Origin of the sequence: Paracoccus sp. (in: a-proteobacteria) (assembly GCF_030538495.1) — a bacterium.
GTDB lineage: Bacteria > Pseudomonadota > Alphaproteobacteria > Rhodobacterales > Rhodobacteraceae > Paracoccus.
Map to the genome: position 1 here is coordinate 76,230 of NZ_JAUNTW010000008.1, position 24,009 is coordinate 100,238.

Annotated in this window: 21 protein-coding genes, 1 tRNA gene and 1 pseudogene; 12 read left to right on the forward strand and 11 right to left on the reverse strand. The window is 61.7% G+C overall.

Features of this window, described 5'->3' with window-relative positions; genetic code table 11:
- Nucleotides 1-18: 18 nt before the first annotated feature.
- Together Q4G20_RS09335 and Q4G20_RS09340 are read right to left on the reverse strand one after the other, a co-directional pair.
- Nucleotides 19-546, reverse strand: coding sequence for a DUF1850 domain-containing protein (locus Q4G20_RS09335; protein WP_303343169.1), 528 nt, complete (start codon nucleotides 544-546; stop codon nucleotides 19-21).
- A gap of 4 nt (nucleotides 547-550) precedes the next feature.
- Nucleotides 551-1,519 (reverse strand): TAXI family TRAP transporter solute-binding subunit, encoded by a 969-nt coding sequence (locus tag Q4G20_RS09340; RefSeq protein WP_303343170.1) that lies wholly within the window; start codon nucleotides 1,517-1,519, stop codon nucleotides 551-553.
- A 170-nt stretch (nucleotides 1,520-1,689) separates the two neighbouring features.
- On the opposite strand from Q4G20_RS09340, the gene Q4G20_RS09345 reads away from it, so the two are divergent.
- From Q4G20_RS09345 to Q4G20_RS09360, 4 genes are read left to right on the forward strand one after another with little or no spacing between them, the layout of a single operon-like run.
- Complete coding sequence (locus Q4G20_RS09345) at nucleotides 1,690-2,814, forward strand: extracellular solute-binding protein (RefSeq protein ID WP_303343171.1); 1,125 nt, start codon at nucleotides 1,690-1,692, stop codon at nucleotides 2,812-2,814.
- Between the two features lie 54 nt (nucleotides 2,815-2,868).
- Nucleotides 2,869-3,936, forward strand: coding sequence for an ABC transporter ATP-binding protein (locus Q4G20_RS09350; RefSeq protein WP_368660787.1), 1,068 nt, complete (start codon nucleotides 2,869-2,871; stop codon nucleotides 3,934-3,936).
- Entirely contained in the window at nucleotides 3,929-4,810 is an 882-nt protein-coding gene (locus tag Q4G20_RS09355) for an ABC transporter permease (protein WP_303343172.1), read from the forward strand. Before Q4G20_RS09350 ends, Q4G20_RS09355 begins: the two co-directional genes overlap by 8 nt.
- Nucleotides 4,807-5,598 carry an ABC transporter permease gene (locus Q4G20_RS09360; RefSeq protein WP_303343173.1) on the forward strand — a complete coding sequence of 264 codons (792 nt, stop codon included), beginning with the start codon at nucleotides 4,807-4,809 and terminating at the stop codon, nucleotides 5,596-5,598. The genes Q4G20_RS09355 and Q4G20_RS09360 overlap by 4 nt, the downstream gene beginning before the upstream one ends.
- Here Q4G20_RS09360 and Q4G20_RS09365 read toward each other — a convergent pair.
- Nucleotides 5,595-6,074, reverse strand: a complete 480-nt coding sequence (locus Q4G20_RS09365) for an Lrp/AsnC family transcriptional regulator (protein WP_303343174.1) — start codon at nucleotides 6,072-6,074, stop codon at nucleotides 5,595-5,597. The genes Q4G20_RS09360 and Q4G20_RS09365 overlap by 4 nt on opposite strands.
- Before the next feature lie 281 nt (nucleotides 6,075-6,355).
- Here Q4G20_RS09365 and Q4G20_RS09370 point away from each other — a divergent pair, with 281 nt between their 5' ends.
- From Q4G20_RS09370 to Q4G20_RS09395, 5 genes are read left to right on the forward strand one after another with little or no spacing between them, the layout of a single operon-like run.
- Nucleotides 6,356-7,594 (forward strand): 3-methyl-2-oxobutanoate dehydrogenase (2-methylpropanoyl-transferring) subunit alpha, encoded by a 1,239-nt coding sequence (locus tag Q4G20_RS09370; RefSeq protein WP_303343175.1) that lies wholly within the window; start codon nucleotides 6,356-6,358, stop codon nucleotides 7,592-7,594.
- A 3-nt stretch (nucleotides 7,595-7,597) separates the two neighbouring features.
- Entirely contained in the window at nucleotides 7,598-8,614 is a 1,017-nt protein-coding gene (locus Q4G20_RS09375; protein WP_303343176.1) for an alpha-ketoacid dehydrogenase subunit beta, read from the forward strand.
- 3 nt (nucleotides 8,615-8,617) lie between these two features.
- Entirely contained in the window at nucleotides 8,618-10,294 is a 1,677-nt protein-coding gene (locus Q4G20_RS09385) for a 2-oxo acid dehydrogenase subunit E2 (protein WP_368660788.1), read from the forward strand.
- Between the two features lies 1 nt (nucleotide 10,295).
- Nucleotides 10,296-11,681 carry a dihydrolipoyl dehydrogenase gene (gene lpdA / locus Q4G20_RS09390; protein WP_303343177.1) on the forward strand — a complete coding sequence of 462 codons (1,386 nt, stop codon included), beginning with the start codon at nucleotides 10,296-10,298 and terminating at the stop codon, nucleotides 11,679-11,681.
- A gap of 10 nt (nucleotides 11,682-11,691) precedes the next feature.
- Nucleotides 11,692-12,726, forward strand: coding sequence for a Glu/Leu/Phe/Val dehydrogenase (locus tag Q4G20_RS09395; RefSeq protein WP_303343178.1), 1,035 nt, complete (start codon nucleotides 11,692-11,694; stop codon nucleotides 12,724-12,726).
- A gap of 37 nt (nucleotides 12,727-12,763) precedes the next feature.
- Here the strand turns inward: Q4G20_RS09395 and panB are convergent, their stop codons facing one another.
- The 5 genes and pseudogenes from panB to Q4G20_RS09420 all read right to left on the reverse strand — a co-directional run bounded on the left by panB (nucleotide 12,764) and on the right by Q4G20_RS09420 (nucleotide 15,424).
- Entirely contained in the window at nucleotides 12,764-13,573 is an 810-nt protein-coding gene (gene panB, locus Q4G20_RS09400; protein ID WP_303343179.1) for a 3-methyl-2-oxobutanoate hydroxymethyltransferase, read from the reverse strand.
- A 9-nt stretch (nucleotides 13,574-13,582) separates the two neighbouring features.
- Nucleotides 13,583-14,434 carry a pantoate--beta-alanine ligase gene (gene panC / locus Q4G20_RS09405; RefSeq protein ID WP_303343180.1) on the reverse strand — a complete coding sequence of 284 codons (852 nt, stop codon included), beginning with the start codon at nucleotides 14,432-14,434 and terminating at the stop codon, nucleotides 13,583-13,585.
- 64 nt (nucleotides 14,435-14,498) lie between these two features.
- Nucleotides 14,499-14,843: a TetR-like C-terminal domain-containing protein gene (locus tag Q4G20_RS09410; RefSeq protein ID WP_303343181.1), complete on the reverse strand. Its 345-nt coding sequence runs from the start codon at nucleotides 14,841-14,843 to the stop codon at nucleotides 14,499-14,501.
- A gap of 135 nt (nucleotides 14,844-14,978) precedes the next feature.
- Nucleotides 14,979-15,080, reverse strand: a pseudogene (locus Q4G20_RS13630) (hypothetical protein); the annotation flags it as partial.
- Nucleotides 15,081-15,349: 269 nt separating this feature from the next.
- Nucleotides 15,350-15,424, reverse strand: a tRNA-Gly gene (locus tag Q4G20_RS09420).
- A 160-nt stretch (nucleotides 15,425-15,584) separates the two neighbouring features.
- Here Q4G20_RS09420 and Q4G20_RS09425 point away from each other — a divergent pair.
- Together Q4G20_RS09425 and Q4G20_RS09430 are read left to right on the forward strand one after the other, a co-directional pair.
- Nucleotides 15,585-16,202 (forward strand): DUF5671 domain-containing protein, encoded by a 618-nt coding sequence (locus Q4G20_RS09425; RefSeq protein ID WP_303343183.1) that lies wholly within the window; start codon nucleotides 15,585-15,587, stop codon nucleotides 16,200-16,202.
- Nucleotides 16,195-16,578, forward strand: a complete 384-nt coding sequence (locus Q4G20_RS09430; RefSeq protein ID WP_303343184.1) for a hypothetical protein — start codon at nucleotides 16,195-16,197, stop codon at nucleotides 16,576-16,578. The genes Q4G20_RS09425 and Q4G20_RS09430 overlap by 8 nt, the downstream gene beginning before the upstream one ends.
- A 5-nt stretch (nucleotides 16,579-16,583) precedes the next feature.
- On the opposite strand, the gene Q4G20_RS09435 is transcribed toward Q4G20_RS09430, so the two are convergent.
- The 3 genes from Q4G20_RS09435 to uvrA are packed head-to-tail and all read right to left on the reverse strand — an operon-like array spanning nucleotide 16,584 to nucleotide 20,236.
- On the reverse strand, nucleotides 16,584-16,952 hold the full coding sequence (locus tag Q4G20_RS09435; RefSeq protein ID WP_303343185.1) for a DUF4260 domain-containing protein: 369 nt from the start codon (nucleotides 16,950-16,952) through the stop codon (nucleotides 16,584-16,586).
- Complete coding sequence (locus Q4G20_RS09440; RefSeq protein WP_303343186.1) at nucleotides 16,949-17,278, reverse strand: hypothetical protein; 330 nt, start codon at nucleotides 17,276-17,278, stop codon at nucleotides 16,949-16,951. The genes Q4G20_RS09435 and Q4G20_RS09440 overlap by 4 nt, the downstream gene beginning before the upstream one ends.
- Before the next feature lie 57 nt (nucleotides 17,279-17,335).
- Nucleotides 17,336-20,236 (reverse strand): excinuclease ABC subunit UvrA, encoded by a 2,901-nt coding sequence (uvrA, locus tag Q4G20_RS09445; RefSeq protein ID WP_303343187.1) that lies wholly within the window; start codon nucleotides 20,234-20,236, stop codon nucleotides 17,336-17,338.
- Nucleotides 20,237-20,380: 144 nt separating this feature from the next.
- On the opposite strand from uvrA, the gene Q4G20_RS09450 reads away from it, so the two are divergent.
- Nucleotides 20,381-23,821: a pyruvate carboxylase gene (locus tag Q4G20_RS09450; protein WP_303343188.1), complete on the forward strand. Its 3,441-nt coding sequence runs from the start codon at nucleotides 20,381-20,383 to the stop codon at nucleotides 23,819-23,821.
- Nucleotides 23,822-24,009 lie beyond the last annotated feature (188 nt).

Genomic DNA, 24,009 nt, shown 5'->3' on the forward strand with positions numbered 1-24,009 from the left:
TGGATGTCCCTGTTCGTGTTATTTATTCTTGGGATCGTCCGACCATCGGCGGGGCGGGTCAAGATCCAAATGCAGCGTGATGCGGTCGCCCTGCGCGCCCAGATGGGACAGCGCGATCCAGCCGAAATCCCCGCGCAATTCCTGCGCCACGCGCGGGGCGGCGATGCGCAGAGGCAGGCCGCGCGGCAGGGCTTCGTCTATGTTGTCAATGACATAACCGTCAGCGACCGCCCGCACCGTGCCGCGCCCCGGCAGATCGCCAAGACCTGCGGCATAGTCATGCAGAAAACTGGTGGTCAGCGTCAGCACGCCCCGATGATTGGTGAAACAATCCGCGACCTTGCCGCCCGTCACCGAATGGTTCCAGTGCAGGCAAAACCGCCCGCCAACGGGCAGGGGCAGCGATGCGATGATGCGGTTGTCGGACGCGCGGATTTGCAAACGGTCGGGCCGCACGGGTTGCAGGGCGTCCACCGGCGCGGTCATCGCCAGCAGCAAAAGGAAATGGCGACAGCGCGCCGCCATTTCAGGGATTATGCGGATCACGCGGTCAGGGCCGCTGATCGTCGCGGATCGTCGCGCCCTGTTCCTCAAGATAGCGCAGCGCGCCGGGATGGAACGGGATCGGCGTTGCGCTGACTGAAAAGTCAATCGTCATATCTTTGGCCGCCGGATGGGTGGCGATCAGGAAATCGGTGTTTTCATAGATGGTCTTAACGATCTGATAGGCCAGTTCTTCGTCCATATCCGCGTTTACGATCAACAGGTTGGGCGTGGCGATGGTGGCCACGTCCTGCGTCACCCCGTCATAGGTGCCGGCGGGCAGGGTAAAGGCCGCAAAGGTCGGCTCAACCTCTAATGCGGCGTTCACCTGATCGTCGGACAGCGGAACAAAGGCGATCTGGCGCGTCGCCGCCAAGTTCATGATGGACGAGGTGGGGGGGCCGACGCTCCAGAACCCGGCGACAATATCGCCGTCACGCAGCGCGTCAGCGGTTTCGTTGAAATTCAGGCGTTCCGGGCTGAAATCGGCATAGGTGATGCCGTTCGCTTCCAGAATTTGCTTTGCGCTGATTTCGGTGCCGGACCCCGGCGCGCCCACGGATACGCGGCGACCCTTCAGGTCGTCCAGGCTGTCGATGCCGCTGTTGGCGGTGGTCACGATCTGCACCACATTGGGGTAAACCGCACCCAAGGCGCGCAGATTCGACAGGGCGCGGCCTTCGAACTGGCCCTGACCGTTATAGGCCTGATACACCGTGTCGGCCAAGGCGAACGCGATGTCGCTGTTGTCGCGCGCGATCAGGGCGACGTTTTCGACCGATGCGCCGGTGACTTCGGCCGTGGCGGTGCGGCCTTCGACATGGCGGTTGATCAGTTCCGAAATCCCGCCGCCCAGCGGGAAATACACGCCGCCGGTGCCGCCGGTTGCGATGGACAATTCCTGTGCATAGACGACCGGCGCGGTCATCATCGCCGCCGCGACCGCCACGCCCAGACGTTTGCTGATAAAGGACATTTTGTTTCCTCCCATTCGTTTATGGGGATCAGCTTAGCACGCGACGGCCAAAGGGGAACCCGCTTTGGCACCTGTTGCGTGGCCGTCACATAACTGTCACACAATGTCATGAAGTGGTTACGTTCCGGGCGTAGGGCCGTGACCAGAGCAACCAACAGAAAGGTTCTGCCATGAAACCTATGAATCGCCGCGGCCTGCTGCGGGGCGCCGCTGCCACCGCTGGCATCGCGCTTGCCTCGCCCTATCTGTCGCGCCGCGCGCTGGCCCAAGGTGCTGGCACTGTGAACATTTTCGCATGGGCGGGCTATGTCACCGACGACATGCTGGCCGCGTTCCGCGACGCCACCGGCATCACGCCGAACTTTACCCCCTATGGCACGAATGACGAATTGCTGAACCAGATGCGCGCCAATAATGCGCGTGGATTCGACCTGATCTGGCCGACCGTGGACCGCGTGCCGAATTATGTCGAATATGATCTGGTGCAGCCGATTGACGAATCGCGCATCGAAATTGCCCGCGTTCTGCCCTCGGCTTGGGAAAACTCGGTCAATCTGGGCGCGGTGGTGAACGGCGCGCGTTATCAGGTTCCGACCGATTGGGGCACCGAGGCGATCGCGTTTGACCGCGACCAATTCCCGCTGGAATACGGTCAGGCATCTTATGCCGATCTGTGGGGCGAAAACGCCAAAGGCCGCGCGATGGGCCGTGGTCATTCGCTGATGGTGGGGCTGGGCCTGCTGCTGGAATCCGAAGGCAAATTGCCGCGTCCCTTTATCGACGCGTTCAAAACGCCCGAGGCGATGACCGAAATCTATGACGTCATTCTGGCCGAAGCGATTGCCCGCAAAGGCAACTTTATCCAATTCTGGAGCAATGAAAACGAATCCCAAGGCGCGTTCCGCGTGAACGGTGCGGAAATCGGCCAAACCTGGGATTCAACCGCCGCCGCACTGGCCCGCGAAGGTCTGCCCATCGGCTACATCGCCCCGAAAGAAGGCGCGCTGGCATGGATGGAAGGGCTGTCGATCCCCAAAGGCGCGGAAAACGTCGATCAGGCCTATGAATTCATCAACTGGTTCCTGACGCCCGAAGCGGGCGCGATGTATACGAATGCGACGTCGATTAACTCGACCGCCGTTGGTTCGGATCAGCTGATTTCGGACGAAGCCAAGGCGTTCTTTGCCGCCGCCTATCCGGGCGACGCGCTGGACAAACTGTGGTGGTGGCCGATTCTGGAAACCTGGTTTGTGGAAAAACGCGCCGAATATCAGGACCGTTTCCTGTCCGCATAATCGCAAGGCGGGGGCCGGGTCTGGCCCCCGCATCCCCTAACACACGGATCCCCTATGTCCCATTCGGTAGAGCTGACCGACATCGGCATGACTTTTGGCGCCACCCGCGCCGTCAGCGATGTGTCGTTCAAAGTAAACGCGGGCGAGTTTTTTTCCATCCTTGGCCCGTCGGGCTGTGGGAAAACCACCATCCTGCGGATGATCGCCGGGTTCATCGAACCGACCGAAGGGCGCGTGATGATTGGCGACCGCGACATGCGCGGTCTGGGTCCGAACCAGCGGCCCACGGCGATGATTTTCCAATCGCTCGCGCTGTTTCCGCTGATGACCGTGTGGGAAAACATCGCCTTTGGGCTTGAGGCGCGGGGCGTGGGCCGGGCGCAGCGTCGGGCCAAGGCGGATGAACTGCTGCGCCTGATCGCGCTGGACGGTTACGGCGACCGGATGCCGGGCGAATTGTCCGGTGGTCAGCGTCAGCGTGTGGCGATTGCCCGTGCGCTGGCCGTGGAACCGGGGGTGCTGCTGCTGGATGAACCGCTGTCGGCGCTGGATCTGAAGCTGCGCCAGCATATGCGCGCCGAACTGCGCGCCCTGCAACAGCGCACCGGCGTGACCTTTATCTATATCACGCATGACCAGTCCGAGGCGCTGGCCATGTCCGACCGCGTGGCCGTCATGAGCGCCGGTTTGCTGCAACAGGTCGCCAGCCCGCGCGAATTGTATGACAATCCTTCGACCGGGTTTGTGGCGCGCTTTGTGGGTGAAACCAATGGCTTGGCGGGACGTGTGACCGCCGTTCAGGGCGGGATGGCGCAGATTGATACGGGGCTGGGGCCTCTGTTGGGGCGCGCGGGTCATGGCGTCACCGCAGGCCAGAACGCCACGATCTTTGTCCGCCCCGAGGCGTTGATCCCCGGCCGCACCGAACGCAACGCGCTGCCCGCCCATGTCGAACGGCTGGATTTCGAAGGTGCGTTCGCGCTGGTGCATGGCCGGTTTGATGACGGATCGGCGCTGACCGCATCGGTTCCCAGCACGCGGCTGGCCGATGCCCCCGCACCGGGCGCGCAAACCGCGTTCAGTTTCGCGCCCGAACATGCCGTGGTGCTGGCCGATGGGTGATCTGTTCCAACGATTTGGCGCGGGGCTGGCGACGGTGTTTCTGGTGCTGGTCGCGATCTGGCTAGCGGGCATGGTGCTGGCCCCCAATCTGATGATGATTGATTTCGCGCTGCGCCCGAACCTGCCCCCGCAGGCCGTAGGCGGGCCGCAGGATGTGTATTCGTTTGATAACATTATGTATCTGGCGAATGAACAGGTGCATCGGTCGATCTTTTTCAAAACCGTGTGGGCCAGTGCGCTGGTTGCGCTGGTCACGTTTCTGGTCTGTTACCCGGTCGCGTTCTGGATGGCGCAGCGGGCCACGACGGGGCAATTGGCGGCGGCGCTGATGCTGCTGGTCATCCCGTTTTTCATTAACGAAGTCTTACGCACCTTGGCGTGGTTCATCCTGCTGGCCTATCGCGGGCCGCTGAATGGGGTTCTGTTGTGGCTGGGCGTGATTGACGGGCCGATCCGCTGGCAGGGCGATGGCGGCGTGCTGGCCGCGATGGTTTACGCCTATATCCTGTTTATGCTGCTGCCGATGTATAACGCCATTGAAAGTCTGGAAAAGGCCCAGATCGAGGCCGCGCGCGATCTGGGCGCGCCCGCATGGCGCATCCATTGGCGCGTGGTGATCCCCCATGCCAAGGCGGGGATCGCGACGGGCTTCGTCTTTACCTTTATGCTGGCGGCGGGGTCCTATGTGGTGCCGGCGCTGCTGGGGTCGCCGGGCAGTCGGTGGTTCACGGAAATCATCTATACCTGGTTCTTCGAGGGCGGGAACTGGAACCGAGGCGCCGCCTATGCGCTGGTCCTGCTGGTTCTGTGTCTGGCCGTGGTTCTGATCACGCTGCGCATCGCGCGGGTTAATCTGGCGGATGTGGCAAAATGACCGGGGCGGATCGTATCTTTCGCGCGGTCTTTGCGCTGTATCTGGTGGCGTTTGTCGTTTACCTGTTCGCGCCGCTGATCGTGATGGGCGCGGCGGCGTTCAATACCAGCCGCTTTCCCACCGTGATGCCGTGGCAGGGAACCACGCTGGACTGGTTTTCCGCGATGTGGGCCGACACGGCAATGTGGGCGTCGCTGCGCACATCCGCGATTGTCGCGGTCTGCGTTGTGGCGGTCACGGTGCCGGTCGGCACGGCGGCGGCCTTGGTCCTGACATCGCTTCACGCGCGGGCGCGGGGCTTTGCCTATGCCGTGATGGTGTCGCCGCTGCTGACGCCGGGGGTGGTGATCGGGATTTCAACCCTGATCCTGTGGCGGCAACTGGGCGTGGGCGGCGGGGTGTTTCTGATCGTGCTGGCGCAATCCACCTTTATCATCTGCTATGTCATGCTGATGGTGATGGCGCGACTGCAACGGTTCGACCGCACGCAGGAAGAAGCCGCATTAGGTCTGGGCGCATCGCGGCTGATGGTGTTTCGCCGGGTGCTGCTGCCGTATCTGAGACCCGCGCTGTTGGCGTCCGCCGGGTTGGCGGTGCTGCAATCGGTTGAAAACTATAACACCACGCTGTTTGTGCGCGGGTTTGAAACGCCGCTGACCGTGTTCATCGCCACCAAAGTCCGCACGGGCCTGACGCCTGCGGTCAACGCCTTGGCGCTGATCATCATTGTGGCGGCGATTGTGGGTGCGGTGGTGGCCGAAATCCTGCGGCGCAGGCGGGCGCGCTAAGGCGCATCCACCGGCAGCGCCCCCGATTTCAGACAGCGCAGGGTAAAGATCGTGCGCGAATGGCGGATGCCGGGGATGCGATACAGGCGGCGGCGCAGGAATTCTTCGTATCCGGCGGTGCCGTCCACGGCGACCTTCATCAGATAATCATATTCGCCGGTGGTCAGATAGACTTCCAGCACCTCGGGGATGGCGGCCATGGCGCGTTCAAAAGCGGCCAGCACGTCATCATCGTGCCGGTCCAGTGCGATTTCCACGATCACCGTTTCGGAATAACCCAGCCGCCCCTGATCCAGAACCGCCGTATAGCCCCGGATAAAGCCGCGCTGTTCCAGCCGCCGCGTGCGCTGCCAGCAGGGGCTGGGGGACAGGCCCACGGCCTCGGCCAGTTGGGCATTGGTCAGGCGTCCATCCTGTTGCAGCGCGGCCAGAATACGGCGGTCGATTCGGTCAAGGTCATCTTTGGTGTCCGGCATCTGGCAGGTTCTTTCGTGCTGCACCGCATTTCGCGGCTATTCTTTTGCAGTTACCCCAAAATCCGAATAATAAGAAAGGAAATTCTGCCTGTTCCAGATCATATTATCGGGCTATAACTGGCGCTTGGGGGGATTATTTTGCGCACAGCCGTTTTTCGGACAATTCTGTCTGCGGATCAGCCGCACCGTTTTCACGGTCGCGCTGTCGTGGCGATTGGTCGTGCGGTGTGTCTGACCCCCGGTTCCGACCCTGCCCGCTGATCAAAAAGGAAACGCCTGCCGTGACCGACTTTCCGCCTCTCAGCCTGACCGTCCCGGAACCCGAGGTTCGCCCCGGCGGCGCCCCGGATTTCTCGCATGTGGACATTCCCGCCGCTGGCACGGTGCGCCGTCCCGAAGTGGACGCTGACCCCGAAACCATGCGCGATCTGGCGTTTACCTTTATTCGCGCTTTGGATGATGACGACAACGCCGTGGGCGAATGGGCTGCGGCCAGCCCGCTGTCGCCGGACGAGCTGCGCGAAGGTCTGCGTCACATGATGACGCTGCGCATTTACGATCAGCGCATGATGATGGCGCAGCGCCAGCAAAAAACCAGCTTTTACATGCAGCATCTGGGCGAAGAGGCGATTTCCTGCGCCTTTCGCCGCGCGCTGAATGACGGCGACATGAACTTCCCGACCTATCGTCAGGCCGGGCTGCTGATCGCCGGGGGCTTTCCGCTGACCCGGATGATGAACCAGATTTTCTCGAACGAGGCTGACAGCGCGCATGGCCGCCAGTTGCCGGTGTTCTATTCGTCCAAGGAATACGGGTTCTTTTCGATCTCGGGGAACCTGGCGACGCAGTATATTCAGGCGGTTGGCTGGGGCATGGCGTCCGCGATTGCGGGGGATCGTAAGATTTCCGCCGCGTGGATCGGCGACGGTTCGACCGCCGAAAGCGATTTCCACGCTGCCTTGGTGTTTGCATCCACCTATAAAGCGCCGGTGGTGTTGAACATCGTCAACAACCAATGGGCCATTTCGACGTTCCAAGGGATTGCACGGGGCGGCGCCAACAGCTTTGCCGCGCGTGGGCATGGCTTTGGTATTCCGTCGCTGCGTGTGGATGGCAATGATTATCTGGCCGTTTACGCCGCCGCGCAATGGGCCGCTGAACGTGCGCGCCGCAATCTGGGGCCGACGATGATTGAATATGTCACCTATCGCGCGGGTGGCCATTCGACGTCGGATGACCCGTCGGCGTATCGTCCGCAGGCGGAAAGCGGGGCTTGGCCTCTGGGCGATCCGATCGAACGGCTGAAGGCGCATCTGATCAAGATCGGCGAATGGTCCGACGAACGCCACACGCAGGCCGAGGCGGAAATCGCCGCCACCGTGGCCGAGGCGCAGAAAGAATCCGAATCCATCGGGACGCTGCACACGGGCCGCCGCGCCAGCCCGGCCACTATGTTTGAAGATGTATTTGAACAGATGCCGCCGCATCTGATCCGCCAACGTCACGAAGCGGGGTATTAATTCATGGCACGCATGACAATGATCGAGGCCATCCGCGACGCGCATGACGTTGCTATGGCCGCTGATGACCGTGTGGTCGTTTACGGCGAAGATGTGGGGTATTTCGGGGGCGTGTTCCGCTGCACCGCGGGCCTGCAACAGAAATACGGCACCAGCCGGTGCTTCGACGCGCCGATTTCGGAATTGGGGATCGTGGGGGCTGCGGTCGGCATGGCCGCCTATGGCCTGCGTCCTGTGGTCGAAATTCAGTTCGCGGATTATATGTATCCTGCCTATGACCAGATGGTGTCCGAAGCGGCGCGCCTGCGTCACCGCTCGGCTGGCGAATTTACCTGTCCGCTGGTCATCCGTATGCCCACGGGCGGCGGGATTTTCGGCGCGAACACGCACAGCCAATCGCCCGAGGCGCTGTTTACCCATGTCGCCGGTCTGAAAACCGTTGTTCCGTCGAACCCCTATGACGCCAAAGGGTTGCTGCTGGCCGCGATTGCGGACCCGGATCCGGTGGTCATTCTGGAACCCAAGCGGATCTATAACGGCCCGTTTGACGGCCATCACGACAAACCCGTTGTGCCGTGGAAAAAGCACGATCTGGGCGACGTCCCCGAAGGGCATTATACCGTGCCGCTGGGCAAGGCCGCGATCCGTCGTTCTGGTGATGCGGTCACGATCCTGACCTATGGCACCATGGTTCACGTCGCCCTGACCGCCGCCGAAGAATCCGGCGTCGATGCCGAGGTGATCGACCTGCGCACGCTGCTGCCGCTGGACATGGAAACCATTGCGGAATCGGTCAAGAAAACCGGCCGCTGCATGGTTTTGCACGAAGCGACGCTGACGTCGGGCTTTGGTGCGGAACTGGCGGCGCTGGTTCAGGCCGAATGTTTCTATCACCTCGAAGCGCCGGTGCGTCGTGTGGCGGGCTGGGACACGCCCTATCCGCATGTGCATGAATGGCAATATTTCCCCGGCCCCGCCCGTGTGGGTGCCGCATTGCAAGAACTGGTCCAGGAGGTCTAAGCCATGGGTGAATATCTGATCCGTATGCCCGACATTGGCGAAGGCATCGCCGAGGCTGAAATCGCCGAATGGCTGGTCGCCGTGGGCGACAGCGTGACCGAAGATCAGCCGATCTGCGCGGTCATGACCGACAAAGCCACCGTTGAAATCCCCTGCGCCGTGTCCGGCAAGGTCATCTGGCAGGGCGGTGCGGCGGGCGATACGCTGGCCGTGGGCGCCGCGCTGATCCGGTTAGAGGTCGCGGGCGAAGGCAATGTCGCGCCGGGGCAGGGGCTGGACGCCGTGGATGACGCAACCACCGATGACAGCCCGCAGCCGTCGCCGGAACCCGTGGGTCAGGCTCCGGTCCCGGCGGATGCGACCCCTGCCGATGGCGCGCCTGTTGCGGCGGATGGCAAAGGAACATGGGTCACGAAAATGCCCGACATCGGCGAAGGCATCGCCGAGGCGGAAATCGCCGAATGGCTGGTTGCCGTGGGTGACGTGATCGAAAAAGACACGCCGATCTGCGCCGTGATGACCGACAAAGCGACGGTCGAAATCCCGTCGCAAGTGTCGGGTAAGGTTCTGCATCTGGGCGGCGGCGTGGGCGACACGCTGTCGGTTGGCTCCGAACTGATCCGGTTGGAAATCGACGGCGCGGGCAACCTGTCCAGCAGCGCCGCCGCGAAACCCGCAGCCGCCCCCGCAGCCGCTGCACCGGCCCCCAAAGCCGCAGCACCTGCGCCGAAGCCCGCCGCGGCGGCCCCGGCAGCCAAGCCCGCCGCCAAACCCGCCGCGCCCCGCGCCGCCGGTCGCCTGCGCCCCGAAGGGGAAAAGCCGCTGGCCTCGCCTTCGGTCCGCAACCGCGCGCGCGAAGCCGGGATTGACCTGCGTTTCGTTCGCGGCACGGGTCCGGCTGACCGGATCACGCATGACGATCTGGACGCGTGGATCGCATCGGGTGGCCCGATTCCGGGCGGCGCATCCGGTCCCGCCAAACGCGACGACATCGAAGAAACCCGCGTCATCGGTCTGCGCCGCAAAATCGCGGAACGGATGCAGGCCGCGAAACGCCACATCCCGCACATCACCATCGTCGAGGAAGTGGACGTCACCGCGCTTGAGGACCTGCGCCAGCAGCTCAACACCGACAAATCGCGCACGAAACTGACGATCCTGCCGTTCCTGATGAAAGCGATGGTCAAGGCCGTGGCCGAACAGCCCGCCCTGAACGCGCATTTTGATGACGAAGCGGGCGTCATGCGCCGCTTTGGCGGGGTGCATATCGGCATCGCCACGCAGACGCCCACCGGCCTGATGGTCCCGGTCGTCCGCCACGCCGAAACCATGACCCTGTGGGACGCCGCGACCGAGGTTGCGCGCGTGGCGCAGGCCGCGCGTGACGGCACCGCGACGCGTGACGAATTGTCGGGCTCGACGATTTCCATCACCTCGCTGGGGGCTTTGGGCGCGATCTCGACCACGCCGATCATCAACCGCCCCGAAGTGGCGATTGTCGGTGTGAACAAAATGATGACCCGCCCGATGTGGGACGGTCAGGGCTTTGTCCCGCGCAAGGTGATGAACCTGTCCAACAGCTTTGATCACCGCGTGATCGACGGCTGGGACGCGGCGGTGTTCGTGGCCCGTATCAAACAACTGCTGGAAACCCCGGCGCTGATTTTCGTGGAGGGCTGATATGTCCGAACTTTCCTGCAAATTGCTGGTGATCGGCGCGGGTCCGGGCGGCTATGTCTGCGCGATCCGGGCGGGGCAACTGGGCGTTGATACGATCATCGTGGACAGTCAGGCCCCCGGCGGCACCTGTCTGAATGTCGGCTGTATCCCGTCCAAGGCGATGATCCACGCCGCCGACGAATTCCACAAACTGACCGCATTCGCGGATGGCGGCCATATCGGCATCAGCGCGGCGAATCCGTCGGTTGATCTGGCGAAAACCGTGGCGTGGAAAGACACCATCGTCACCCGCCTGAACAACGGCGTGTCGGCCTTGCTGAAAAAGGCCAAGGCGCGTCTGGTGGTGGGTTCAGCCCGGTTTGTCGATGGCAAAACCGTGGTTGTGGCAACCGATGCGGGCGATGTGACCATCCGCGCGGAAAACGTCGTGATTGCAACGGGTTCGGACCCGGTGGAACTGCCGTTCCTGCCGTTCGGTGGCGATGTGATTTCGTCCACCGGCGCGCTGTCGCTGGACGCGGTGCCGGGGCGGCTGGCCGTTGTCGGCGGCGGCTATATCGGGTTGGAGCTGGGCATCGCGCTGCGCAAGCTGGGTGCCGATGTGACCGTGGTCGAGGCTGGCCCCCGCATCCTGCCGCAATATGACGCCGATCTGACCAAACCCGTCGCCAACCGTCTGAAAGAACTGGGTATCCGCGTTCTGACCGGTGCCAAGGCGCAGGGTCTGGCCGATGATGGCGCGCTGCGCGTGCTGGTGGGGGACACCGAAGAAACCATCCCCGCCGATAAGGTTCTGGTGACCGTGGGCCGTCGTCCGCGCACCGGCGCGGGCATCCCGGAACTGCAATTGCCGATGGATGGCCCGTTCATCCGCATCGACGACCGTTGCCGCACCGGGATGAAGGGCGTTTACGCCATCGGTGACGTGACCGGCGAACCCATGCTGGCGCACCGTGCCATGGCGCAGGGCGAAATGGTCGCGGAAATCATCGCGGGCCATGACCGCGACTGGGACAAACGCTGTATCCCCGCCGTGTGCTTTACCGACCCTGAAATCGTGTCGGTCGGCCAGTCCCCGGACGAGGCCAAGGCCGCAGGCATCGACGCCATCACCGGCGTATTCCCCTTCATGGCGAATGGCCGCGCCATGACCATGGAAAACGAAGCTGGTTTCGTCCGCGTTGTCGCACGCGCCGATAATCACCTGATCCTGGGCGTTCAGGCGGTTGGCGGCGGTGTGTCGGAACTGTCGGCGGCGTTTGCTCTGGCCATCGAAAACGGGCTGCGGATCGAAGACGTTACCGGAACGATCCACGCCCACCCCACCCAATCCGAGGCGTTCCACGAAGCCTGTCTTCGTGCGCTTGGCCATTCCCTGCATATCTAAGGACATCCCCATGCAGCTTTTCACTCATCAGGACTTTGCCGGTCACGAACTGGTCACCTTTGCCTGCGACGAAGAAACCGGCCTGCGCGCCATCATCGCGGTTCATTCAACCAAGCGTGGTCCGGCGGCGGGCGGTTGCCGCATGTGGCGTTACGAAACCGAGGCTGACGCCCTGCGCGATGCGCTGCGTCTGTCGCGCGGCATGTCGCTGAAAAACGCGGTTGCCGGTCTGGATCTGGGCGGCGGCAAGGCCGTGATCATGCTGGCCCCCGGTCAGACGAAAACCCCCGAACTGATGCGCGCCTTTGGCCGTGCGGTGGAACGTCTGAACGGTCTGTATATCACCGCCGAAGATGTGGGCGTTTCGACCGCCGATATGGAAGAAGTCGCGACCCAAACCAAACATGTGGCCGGTCTGGCCAGCGGCGAATTCGCCAGCGGCGATCCGTCGCCGGTGACCGCGCGCGGCGTGTTTGAATCCATCCAGATCGGTGCCGACGTTGTTCTGGGCCGCAAGGATCTGAACGGTCTGGTCGTCGCCGTGCAGGGTCTGGGCCATGTCGGTTACTACCTGTGCCAGATGCTGCATGATGCGGGCGCGAAACTGATCGTCACCGACATTAACGAAGAACGCTGCGCCCAAGCCGCTGCCGATTTCGGGGCCGAGGTTGCCAGCGTCGCCGGTTTCCACGCCGTTGAATGTGACGTTTACGCCCCCTGCGCGCTGGGCGGCATTTTGTCGGAACGCACGATCCCGGAAATCACCGCGAAACTGATCGCCGGTGCGGCCAACAATCAGTTGGAAACCGAAGCCGACGCCGAACGTCTGGAACGTCAGGGCATCGCCTATATGCCGGATTTTCTGATCAATGCGGGCGGCATCAGCAACGTGGCGGCCGAAATCGGCGGCAAACCGGCGGCCGAATTTGTGGAAGGCTGGTTCCCCGGTTTCCGCGAACAGGTCCGCAATGTGATGACCCGCGCGGCTGAGGAAAACGTCTCGCCCCACGTGATCGCGGTGCAAATCGCGCAGGAACGCCTGTAATCAGAACGGGGCGGGGATTTTCCCCGCCCCTTTCGTTTTACCGATAGACCTGTGCGTCGGTCGGGAAACTGCGGTCGCGCACCGCTGCCGCGTAATCCGCAATCGCCTGTTCCGCGCGCGGCCCCAGATCGCCGAATTTCTGCACGAAACGCGGCACCCGCCCCGACAGGCCCAGCATATCATCCAGCACCAAAACCTGACCATCGCAGCGCGCCGATGCGCCAATGCCGATGGTCGGCACGGTGACGGCGGCGGTGATCTGGTCGGCCAAGCCCTCCATCACGCCTTCAACCACGATGGAAAACGCGCCGGCATTGGCAACGTCCACGGCGTCTTGAACATGCGCGGGCCAGGTCGCCTGATCGCGCCCCTGCGTTTTGAACCCGCCCATGGTGTGCGTGGCCTGCGGGGTCAGCCCGACATGGCCCATCACCGGGATGCCGCGTTGGGTCAGAAACCGGATGGTGGGGGCCATGCGGGTGCCGCCTTCGAGCTTTACGGCGGCGCAGCCGACTTCGGACATGATGCGGGCGGCGTTGCGGAATGCCTGTTCCGGGCTTTCTTCATAGCTGCCGAACGGCATATCGACCACGACCATGGCCCGCGACGATCCGCGCATCACGGCCTGACCGTGCAGGATCATCATATCGATCGTGACGCCGACGGTGGATGACAGGCCGTGAATGACCATGCCCAGACTGTCACCGACCAGAATCACATCGGCATGATCATCGACCATGGCGGCCAGAGGCGCGGTGTATGCGGTCAGCACGACCACCGGCGTATCGCCTTTGCGCGCGGCGATTTGGGGGACGGTCACACGTTTCACAGGGGCTTGGGCGGACATGATGCCTCCTTAAGGTTGGGCGGTGCGTTGGTCGATCAGCAGCACATCGCCAAAGCGAACGGCCAGCAAAATCACGACCGGGCGCGTGATGGTGGTGACCGGCGACAAATCGCCCGCGTCGCGAATGTCGATGGATCGCACATCGGCGCGGGGTTCCGCGCGCAAAATACGGCGAATCGCGGCGCGCAGGGCGGGCAGGGTGGTGCCATCCGCAACCTGCCGTTCTGCCGCGTCCAAGGCGCGCGACAGCACCGGCGCGGCAGCGCGGTCATCGGGCGTCAGGCGGCGGTTGCGTGACGACATGGCCAGCCCGTCGGCTTCGCGCTGCGTCGGCACGCCGATGATCTGGACGGGCATGTCCAGATCGGCAACCATCTGACGGATCAGGGTTAATTGCTGATAATCCTTTTCGCCGAACACCGCCGCATCGGGCTGCACGATGTTGAACAGTTTGGTCACCACGGTGGCCACGCCGCGAAAATGGCCGGGGCGCAGCCGACCAATCAGCATCCGCGACAGGCGCGTGGTATCGACAAAGGTCTGCGCGCCGTCGCGGTAAATATCGGACACGCCGGGCAAAAACACCGCGTCACAGCCCGCATCGCGCAACTGGCGCAGGTCGTTGTCTTCGTCGCGGGGATAGGCGTCCAAATCTTCGTTCGGGCCAAACTGCGTCGGGTTCACAAAGATTGACGTGATCACCCGCCCGCCGCCCTGCTGTTCGACCCAAGCGCGGGCCTGCGCAACCAGTGCCATATGCCCGTCATGCAGCGCGCCCATCGTCGGGACAAAGGCCACCGGCACACCGCGCCATTCGGCACGGGTCGTGCGGATTTCATCTTTGCTGCGGCAGATCTGCATGACACAACCCCTGAACGTCACGTGCCCCCCAATTCCCGAGGCACAGGCACCGCCTTTATCAGGATCAGGTCGGTTCCGTCAAATTCAGCGATGGAATCAGCGTGGTCAGCAAATCAACCATGTTGATCGCCTGAAACGGCGCACTGGACGGGCGCGGCTGGCCCAGACGCAAACTGACATAGCCATGCGTCATCGCCCAAACGGCCAACTCACCCCGCGCGGCGTCGGCATCGCCCAGCAGCGGCCGCACCACCTCGCGCAGGGCCAGATATGTTTTGACCGCAGATTCGCGGACTTTGGGGTCGCCTTTGTCCAGTTCGTCAAACATCACATGAAACAGCGCCTCATGTGATTCGGCAAAGCTGACATAGTTGCGTGTTCGGGTCAGAAACTGGTCTTTTGGCGACATGGACGGGTCATGACCGCGCATCAGAGCATGAAAGAATTTTTCAAAACCACAAATTGCAATCGCCCGACGCAGCCCAGGAAGCCCGTCAAAGTGGTGTGCGGGCGCCGCATGGGACACGCCGGCCTGCGCGGCAATTCGCCGAAGCGTCAGATTTTGTACGCCTTCTTGATCCAAGATGCGCAACCCTACGGCGATCAGGCGATCTTTAAGACTCTCTGGTGCGCAGGATTTTGGCATATTTTTCCATATATTAGCGATTGACAGTGTCTGAAATTATCAACAAAACGCTTATGTTCGATGGTAATTTAAGACGTCATGGTGGCGTTTGGTTTTTAGTTCGGGTCCGGCAGTGCCGGGCCTCTGCTCCGGTCGAATGTGCTGTTTTCCAACATTTTTACGTTATCGGCCGGGGCAGCCCTTTTGCTTTTATATATTCAAGTTTCCTTTTGAAACAAGCGCATATCGAAATTAAAAAAACCGGACTATAAAGCCCGGTTTTTTTTAATTGGAGCGGGCGATGAGATTCGAACTCACGACCCTAACCTTGGCAAGGTTATGCTCTACCCCTGAGCTACGCCCGCATCCGTTCCGTCTGGCTGTCTGCCTTCGGTGAAGCGGTGTTTACGGAAACCCCGCGCGCCCCGCAAGAGGGAAAATTACATTTCTGTCATTTTTTTCCTGCGCCCTTGTCCGGGCGGCGGATTTCGGGATGATGAACCCCATGATTTATGGGGATATGCCGTGCAGGCCGTTGAACATCTGACCCATTTTACGCAGCGCGCCTTGGCCGATGGCCATGATCCGGCGCGTATTCGCGCCGCGTTGCTGGATGCCGGCTGGACCGGACCCGAGGTGGACACCGCTCTGTCCGGCTGGCGCGTATCGCCCGATCTGCCGCCCGTTCCGGTGCCGCGCACCTATGTTTCGGCGCGCGAAGCCGCGATCTATGCGCTGTTGGTCGTCGCGCTGGCGATGGTCTGTTTCCATGTGGTCAGTCTGGGCTTTGCCGTGATTGACGCATGGGTGCCGGATGCGACCGAAACCGTCTGGCGTGGCGATTCGTCGATGCGGTTTTCGGTTGCGGCACTGGTTGCGTTTTTGCCGGTGTTTTTGTGGCTGGATCGCCGCATGGCCCGCCGCGCGGTCGAAGCGGAATCACGCCGTCATTCCCCGGCGCGGCGCAGCTTTGCGTCGCTGACGGTGTTTGTCGCGGCTTTGGTCCTGCTGGGCGATGTGGTTGCCGCGGTTTACGCGCTGTTAACCGGCGATCTGTCCGCGCGTTTTCTGGCCAAGGTGCTGCTGGTCGCCGTCACCGGCGCGCTGATCGTCGCCCTGTATCGTGAGGATTTGGATGGATAGGCGGGGTCCTCTGATCGGGTTTTCGGCACTGGCCGTTGCGGTTTTGGTCGCGGGCGTGATCGTGACCGGCGGCCCCGCGCAGGGCCGGGCTGAAAAGCGCGATTCGGTCCGTTGGCGCGATGTGTCTGAAATTGCGACGCATATCGGCTGTCGTTCCAGCGATGCCGGGCGTCTGGTCACGGATTTAGCCGCGACGCCGACTTGCCCCTTTCCCCCGCGTGTGAACGATCCCTTCACCGACACACCTTACACGGTGACGGCGCTGTCGGACGATTCGGTCAGCATCTGCGCGACGTTCGAAACCGAATCCCAATATCGCCGTGTGGACGGGCAGGGCTGTTATGTGGATCGGGTTTCGTGGCGGGCGGCTGATTAACCGGGCTAATCCGGTGGACCAATGCGGCCCAGATGCGTGTCACGGAACCCGGTTGGATGTTTCAACCCATAACCAAGCGCCCGATCCGCGCCAACATGCGCCATCCACGCGGCGCCTGCGGCAATCAACCACGGCTGACCGGTCAGCAACCCAAACAGCGCGGCCACCAACCCGCCCGCATAGAGATGCGCGACGTTATAAAGGACCGCGCCCACACGCGGCCCCGCCACATATCCCAGCATCGCCACATCCGGCGCCAGCAGGATCAGCGGCCAGACCCACCACGCCCAGCCGGGACCGGTCAGAACTGCCAGAGCCAGCCCCGCAATGGCGATCAGCCCGCCTTCAACGCGTTGCCAGAGATCGGTGGTCATGGGGCGGCCGCGACGCGGATCAGCAGATCACGCAGGCCAGCATCGGTTAACGCGGCCAGCTCCTGCGCCTCAGACGGGTCTTCCAGATGGAACAGGTGAAGCCATTCGCCGGACGCGTCCGCAATGGCGATATATTCGCCGTCCTGATCGCCCGCGCCGCCCATCACCGGGGTCAGCCCCATGCCATCAATCGCGCACCACAGCCGGTCCGCCTGTGATTCATACAGCGGGGAAAAGCGTTCCCAGATCGTTTCTGGCGCATCGCCCGACAAACCCCATGCATAGGGTTCGCCATCGGGCTGGCGCGGAAAATTCGGTTTTGTCATGTCACCATCCTGATTCGTCCCAATCATGCGGGCAAAAGATGAAGATTTCGTGGACGGTCACGCCTTTTTCCGTGGTTTTTTCACCGGCGCCGTGGGTTGGATCACGTCACAGCCGCGTCGTTCCCGCGCTGCATCCAGCATCGGCGCAAGGTAACGCCCGGTATGGCTGGCCGCGACCTGCGCAACGGCCTCGGGCGTGCCGGTCGCGACAACCTGACCGCCACCGTCGCCGCCTTCCGGACCGATGTCGATGATCCAATCGGCGGTTTTGATCACGTCCAGATTGTGTTCAATCACGATCACCGTGTTGCCCTGATCCACCAGTTCGTGCAGCACCTCAAGCAGTTTGCGCACATCTTCGAAATGCAGGCCGGTGGTGGGTTCGTCCAATATATACAAGGTCTTACCGGTGGAACGGCGCGCCAGTTCCTTGGACAGTTTGACCCGCTGTGCCTCGCCCCCGGACAGGGTGGTCGCCTGCTGCCCGACCTTGATATAGCCCAGACCCACCCGCATCAGCGCGTCCATTTTTTCACGGATCGACGGCACGGCGGCAAAGAAACTCTGCGCATCCTCGACCGTCATATCCAGCACGTCGGCGATGGATTTGCCCTTAAACTGCACCTCCAGCGTTTCGCGGTTGTAACGCTTGCCCTTGCAGGTTTCACATTCGACGTAAACATCGGGCAGGAAATGCATTTCAATCTTAATAACGCCGTCGCCCTGACAGGCTTCGCACCGGCCGCCCTTGACGTTAAAGCTGAAGCGACCGGGCTTATACCCGCGCGCCTTGGATTCGGGCAGGCCGGCGAACCAGTCGCGGATCGGTGTAAACGCGCCGGTATAGGTCGCGGGGTTCGATCGCGGCGTCCGGCCAATGGGGCGCTGGTCAATGTCGATCACTTTGTCCAGCAGTTCCAACCCCTTAATCGTTTCGCAAGGGGCCGGAGTCTGCCGCGCGCCATTCAGGCGCATACTGGCGGTTTTGAACAGCGTTTCGATGGTCAGCGTCGATTTTCCGCCACCGGACACGCCGGTAATGCACACGAATTTGCCCAGAGGATAATCAACGGAAATATTTTTTAAATTATTTCCGGTCGCGCCAATGACGGTCACCGCCTTGCCATTCCCGGCGCGGCGTTCGCCCGGCACGGTAATTTCGCGCGCACCTGACAGATATTGCCCGGTCAGGCTGGCGGGGTCGGCGGTGATCTGATCCGGCGTGCCGTGACTGACCACGGTTCCGCCGTGAACGCCCGCGCCCGGTCCCATATCGAACACATAATCGGCGTGGCGGATCGCGTCTTCGTCATGTTCGACCACGATCACGGAATTGCCCTGATCGCGCAGATTAACCAAGGTTGTCAGCAGGCGGTCATTGTCGCGCTGATGCAGGCCGATGCTGGGTTCGTCCAGCACATATAACACGCCGGTCAGGCCGGAACCGATCTGACTGGCCAGACGAATCCGCTGCGATTCGCCGCCGGATAACGTTCCCGCCGCGCGGCTCAGCGACAGATAATCCAGCCCCACATTTACCAAGAAACCAAGCCTTTCGCGAATTTCTTTCAAAATAGCGGCGGCGATTTCGTTTTTCTGTTTCGTCAGACTGTCAGGCGCGGCTTGAATCCATGCCAAAGCGTCGCGGATGGATAATTCGACGACCTGCCCAATATGATTGCCATTGATTTTCACGGCCAAGGCTTCGGGTTTCAGGCGATACCCCCCGCAGGCACCGCAGGGGCGGTTGTTTTGATAGCGTTCAAATTCTTCGCGCACCCATTGGCTGTCGGATTCGCGCAGGCGGCGTTCCATATTGGGAATAACGCCTTCGAAAACGCGGCTGATTTGATACACGCGGCCTGCGTCGTCGAACCAAAATTCGATTTCCTCTTTCCCTGATCCGCGCATGAACAGGTTTTGAATATCCGCGGGCAAATCACGCCACGGAGTTTTCTTATCAAAGCCGTAATGTTTCGCCAATGCGTTGATGGTTTGCGTCAGATAGGCCGATTTTGATTTCGCCCACGGCGCAATTGCGCCCTTTTCCACCGACAGCGCGGTGTCCGGCACAACCAGCCGTTCGTCAAAAAACAATTCCATCCCCAAACCGTCGCAAACGGGGCAGGCGCCAAAGGGGGCGTTGAATGAAAAAGACCGGGGTTCAATTTCCGGGATCGTAAAGCCCGAAACCGGGCAGGCAAAGTTTTCGCTGAAGGTAATGCGCTCGGGGTCATCCGTCGCGGTTTCCAGAATGGCGATGCCGTCCGCCAAATCCAATGCGGTGCGTAAACTGTCGGCAAGGCGGGTTTCCAAACCTTCGCGCACGACAATACGATCCACAACCACGTCGATATTATGGCGGAACTTTTTATCCAGAACCGGCGGTTCGTCCAATTCGTAAAACGCGCCGTTGACCTTAACCCGCTGAAAACCCTGTTTCCGCAATTCCAGAAATTCTTTTTTATATTCGCCCTTGCGGTCGCGAACGATGGGGGCCAGCAAATAGGCGCGGGTGCCATCCTCCATCCCCATAATGCGGTCCACCATATCCTGAACCTGCTGCGCCTCAATCGGCAGGCCGGTTGCCGGGGAATAGGGGGTGCCGGCGCGCGCAAATAACAGGCGCAGATAATCGTAAATCTCGGTCACGGTTCCCACGGTCGAACGGGGGTTTTTCGACGTGGTTTTTTGTTCAATAGAAATAGCCGGAGAAAGCCCGCTGATATGATCGACATCGGGTTTGCCCATCATATCCAGAAACTGCCGCGCATAGGCCGACAGAGATTCGACATAACGGCGCTGCCCCTCGGCGTAAATCGTATCAAAGGCCAGCGATGATTTTCCCGACCCCGACAACCCGGTAATTACCACCAGTTTGTCGCGCGGAATGTCCATATCCACGCCTTTCAGATTATGTTCGCGCGCGCCGCGCACCTCGATGAACTTCTGTTCCATGGCGTGTCCCCTGCGATCCAAACGCATCAGATAGTGACGCCACGCAAAAACGCAACCGAAATCGCGGAACGAATGTTGAACATTTTAGCTATCTTGGGGGTTGCGCGGGGGGGATTGATCGCTACCATCACGCCAAACAGGGGGATGCGCATGTTTAACAAAATCCTAATCGCCAATCGCGGGGAAATTGCGATCAGGGTCATGCGCGCCGCGAATGAATTGGGCAAACGCACGGTCGCTGTCTATGCCGAGGAAGACAAGCTGGGCCTGCACCGGTTCAAGGCGGATGAGGCGTATCGCATCGGCGCGGGGCTGGGGCCGGTCGCGGCCTATCTGTCGATCCCGGACATTATCCGCGTGGCGCAGGAATGTGGCGCGGATGCCATCCATCCCGGCTATGGCCTGCTGTCGGAAAACCCTGATTTTGTCGATGCTTGCGTGGCGGCGGGCATCGCTTTTATCGGGCCGCGTGCGGATACGATGCGCGCCTTGGGCGATAAGGCGTCGGCGCGCCGTGTGGCTATGGCCGCCGGTGTGCCGGTGATCCCGGCGACGGATGTGTTGGGCGATGATTTCGATGCGATCCGGGCGCAGGCGGCAGAGATCGGTTACCCCTTGATGTTAAAGGCGTCCTGGGGCGGCGGCGGGCGCGGGATGCGTCCGATCAACGGCCCCGACGAACTGGTCGAAAAGGTCCGCGAAGGCCGGCGCGAGGCCGAGGCCGCCTTTGGCAATGGCGAAGGCTATCTGGAAAAGATGATCCTGCGCGCCCGCCATGTCGAGGTGCAACTGCTGGGCGATACGCATGGTGGGCTGTATCATCTCTATGAACGCGATTGCACCGTGCAGCGCCGTAATCAAAAGGTGGTCGAACGCGCACCGGCCCCCTATCTGACCGACGCGCAGCGGGCCGAAGTGTGCGAACTGGCGCTGAAGATCGGGCGCGCGGTCGGCTATCAAAACGCAGGAACCGTTGAGTTTCTGATGGATATGGACAGCGGCGCGTTCTATTTCATCGAGGTGAACCCCCGCGTTCAGGTCGAACACACGGTGACTGAGGAAGTGACCGGCATCGACATTGTGCAGGCTCAGATCAAACTGGCCGAAGGGGCGACGCTGGCCGAGGCGACGGGCCATGCCACACAGGACGCGATCACGCTGTCCGGTCACGCCCTGCAATGCCGCGTCACGACCGAGGATCCGCAGAACAACTTTATCCCCGATTACGGGCGGATCACGGCCTATCGCTCGGCCACCGGCATGGGGATCCGGCTGGACGGCGGCACGGCCTATTCCGGCGGTGTGATCACACGCTATTATGACAGCCTGCTGGTTAAGGTCACGGCATGGGCGCAGACGCCCGAACAGGCGATCAAGCGCATGGACCGGGCGCTGCGCGAATTCCGGGTGCGGGGCGTCAGCACGAATATTGATTTTGTGATCAATCTGTTAAAGCATCCGGTTTTTCTGGCCGATGATTACAGCACCAAATTCATCGACACCACGCCGGACCTGTTTACCTTTACCCGCCGTCAGGACCGGGCGACGAAGATTCTGACCTATCTGGCGGATATTTCCGTGAACGGGCATCCCGAAACGGCGGGGCGTCCGCTGCCACATGCGCAGGCCCGCCCGCCGGTGCCGCCTGCGCCGGTCGCCGCGCCCACGCCCGGCACGCGGCAGATGCTGGACGAACAGGGCGCGCAGGCCGTTGCCGATTGGATGGCGGCGCAAAGGCGGCTGCTGATTACCGACACCACGATGCGCGACGGGCATCAATCGCTGCTGGCCACGCGGATGCGGTCGATTGATATGATCCGGGTCGCGCCCAGCTATGCCGCCAATCTGCCGGGGCTGTTTTCGGTCGAGTGCTGGGGCGGGGCGACGTTTGACGTGGCCTATCGCTTCTTGCAGGAATGCCCGTGGCAGCGGCTGCGGGACATTCGCGCGGCTATGCCGAATGTGATGACTCAGATGTTGCTGCGCGCCAGCAACGGCGTGGGTTACACGAATTATCCCGATAATGTCGTGCAGTCCTTTGTCACGCAGGCGGCGAAAACCGGGGTCGATGTGTTCCGCGTGTTTGACAGCCTCAATTGGGTTGAAAACATGCGCGTCGCCATGGATGCGGTGATCGAATCGGGCAAAATCTGCGAAGGCACGGTGTGTTATACCGGCGACATGCTGAACCCCGACCGCGCGAAATATGACCTGCATTATTATGTCAAAACCGCGCAGGATTTGCGCGATGCGGGCGCGCATATTCTGGGGCTTAAGGATATGGCGGGGTTGCTGAAACCCAATGCCGCCACGATGTTGATTAAGACCCTGCGTGAAGAGGTGGGCTTGCCGATCCATTTCCACACGCATGACACTTCGGGGATGGGCGGGGCCACGATTTTGGCCGCGGCAGAGGCGGGGGTGGATGCCGTCGATTGCGCCATGGATGCGTTGTCGGGCAACACCAGCCAGCCGACCTTGGGCAGCATTGTTGAGGCGCTGACCGCAACCGATCGCGACACCGGGCTGGACATCGGCCATGTCCGCGCGATCAGCAATTACTGGGAACGGGTGCGTGAAAACTATGCCGCGTTTGAATCCGGCCTGCAAAGCCCCGCGTCCGAGGTGTATCTGCACGAAATGCCCGGCGGGCAGTTCACGAATCTGAAATCGCAGGCGCGTTCCATGGGGCTGGAGGATCGCTGGCATGAGGTCGCGCAGGCTTATGCCGATGTGAACCAGATGTTCGGCGATATTGTGAAGGTCACCCCCAGTTCCAAGGTGGTGGGCGACATGGCCTTGATGATGGTGGCGCAGGGGTTAGCGCCTGCGCAGGTGGTCGATCCGGGCGTCGATGTCAGCTTTCCCGATTCGGTCGTGGATATGATGCGCGGCAATCTGGGGCAGCCCCCCGGCGGCTGGCCTCCTGCCCTGCAAGCCAAGGTTTTGAAAGGCGAAACCCCGATCACGACGCGTCCCGGCGCGCATCTGCCGCCTGTGGATATGGAACAGACGCGCGCGAAGCTGTCCGCCGATCTGGGCGGCGCGGCGGTCGATGACGAAGACCTGAACGGATATCTGATGTATCCCAAGGTCTTCACCGATTACATGGCGCGGCACGACCTCTATGGCCCGGTGCGGACGCTGCCGACGCGCAATTATTTTTACGGGATGGAGCCGGGGCAGGAAATCAGCGTCGAAATTGACCCCGGCAAGACGTTGGAAATCCGGTTGCTGACCTTTGGCGAAACGGATGAAAACGGCGAAATGAAGGTGTTTTTCGAACTGAACGGCCAGCCGCGTCAGGTCCGGGTCCCCAACCGCAAGGCCACCGGAACCGCTGCCGCACGACCCAAGGCGGATGCGCAAAACCCCGGCCATATTGGCGCGCCGATGCCGGGGGTTGTGGCCTCGGTCGCGGTGAAAGCGGGGCAGCCGGTCAGCCAAGGCGACCTGATCCTGACGATTGAGGCGATGAAGATGGAAACCGCCCTTCACGCCGACCGTGACGGTGTGATTGCGGCGGTTCACGTCGCGCCGGGCCAGCAAATAGACGCCAAGGATTTGTTGTTTGAAATCGAATAACCGCGCCATGCGGGCGGGGGAATCGCGCGCCGTGCCAATTCCGCAACCTTTCAATGCAGGGATGTGTTGCATTTGCGGCAATTTGGATATGTTCAGTCGGGCAGGGACCGTTGACCCGGACGCGCGCCGCGTCTAAACCCGATGCCAGCCAACCCGTCGCACGGTCAGCCGACCCCTGCGACCAAAAG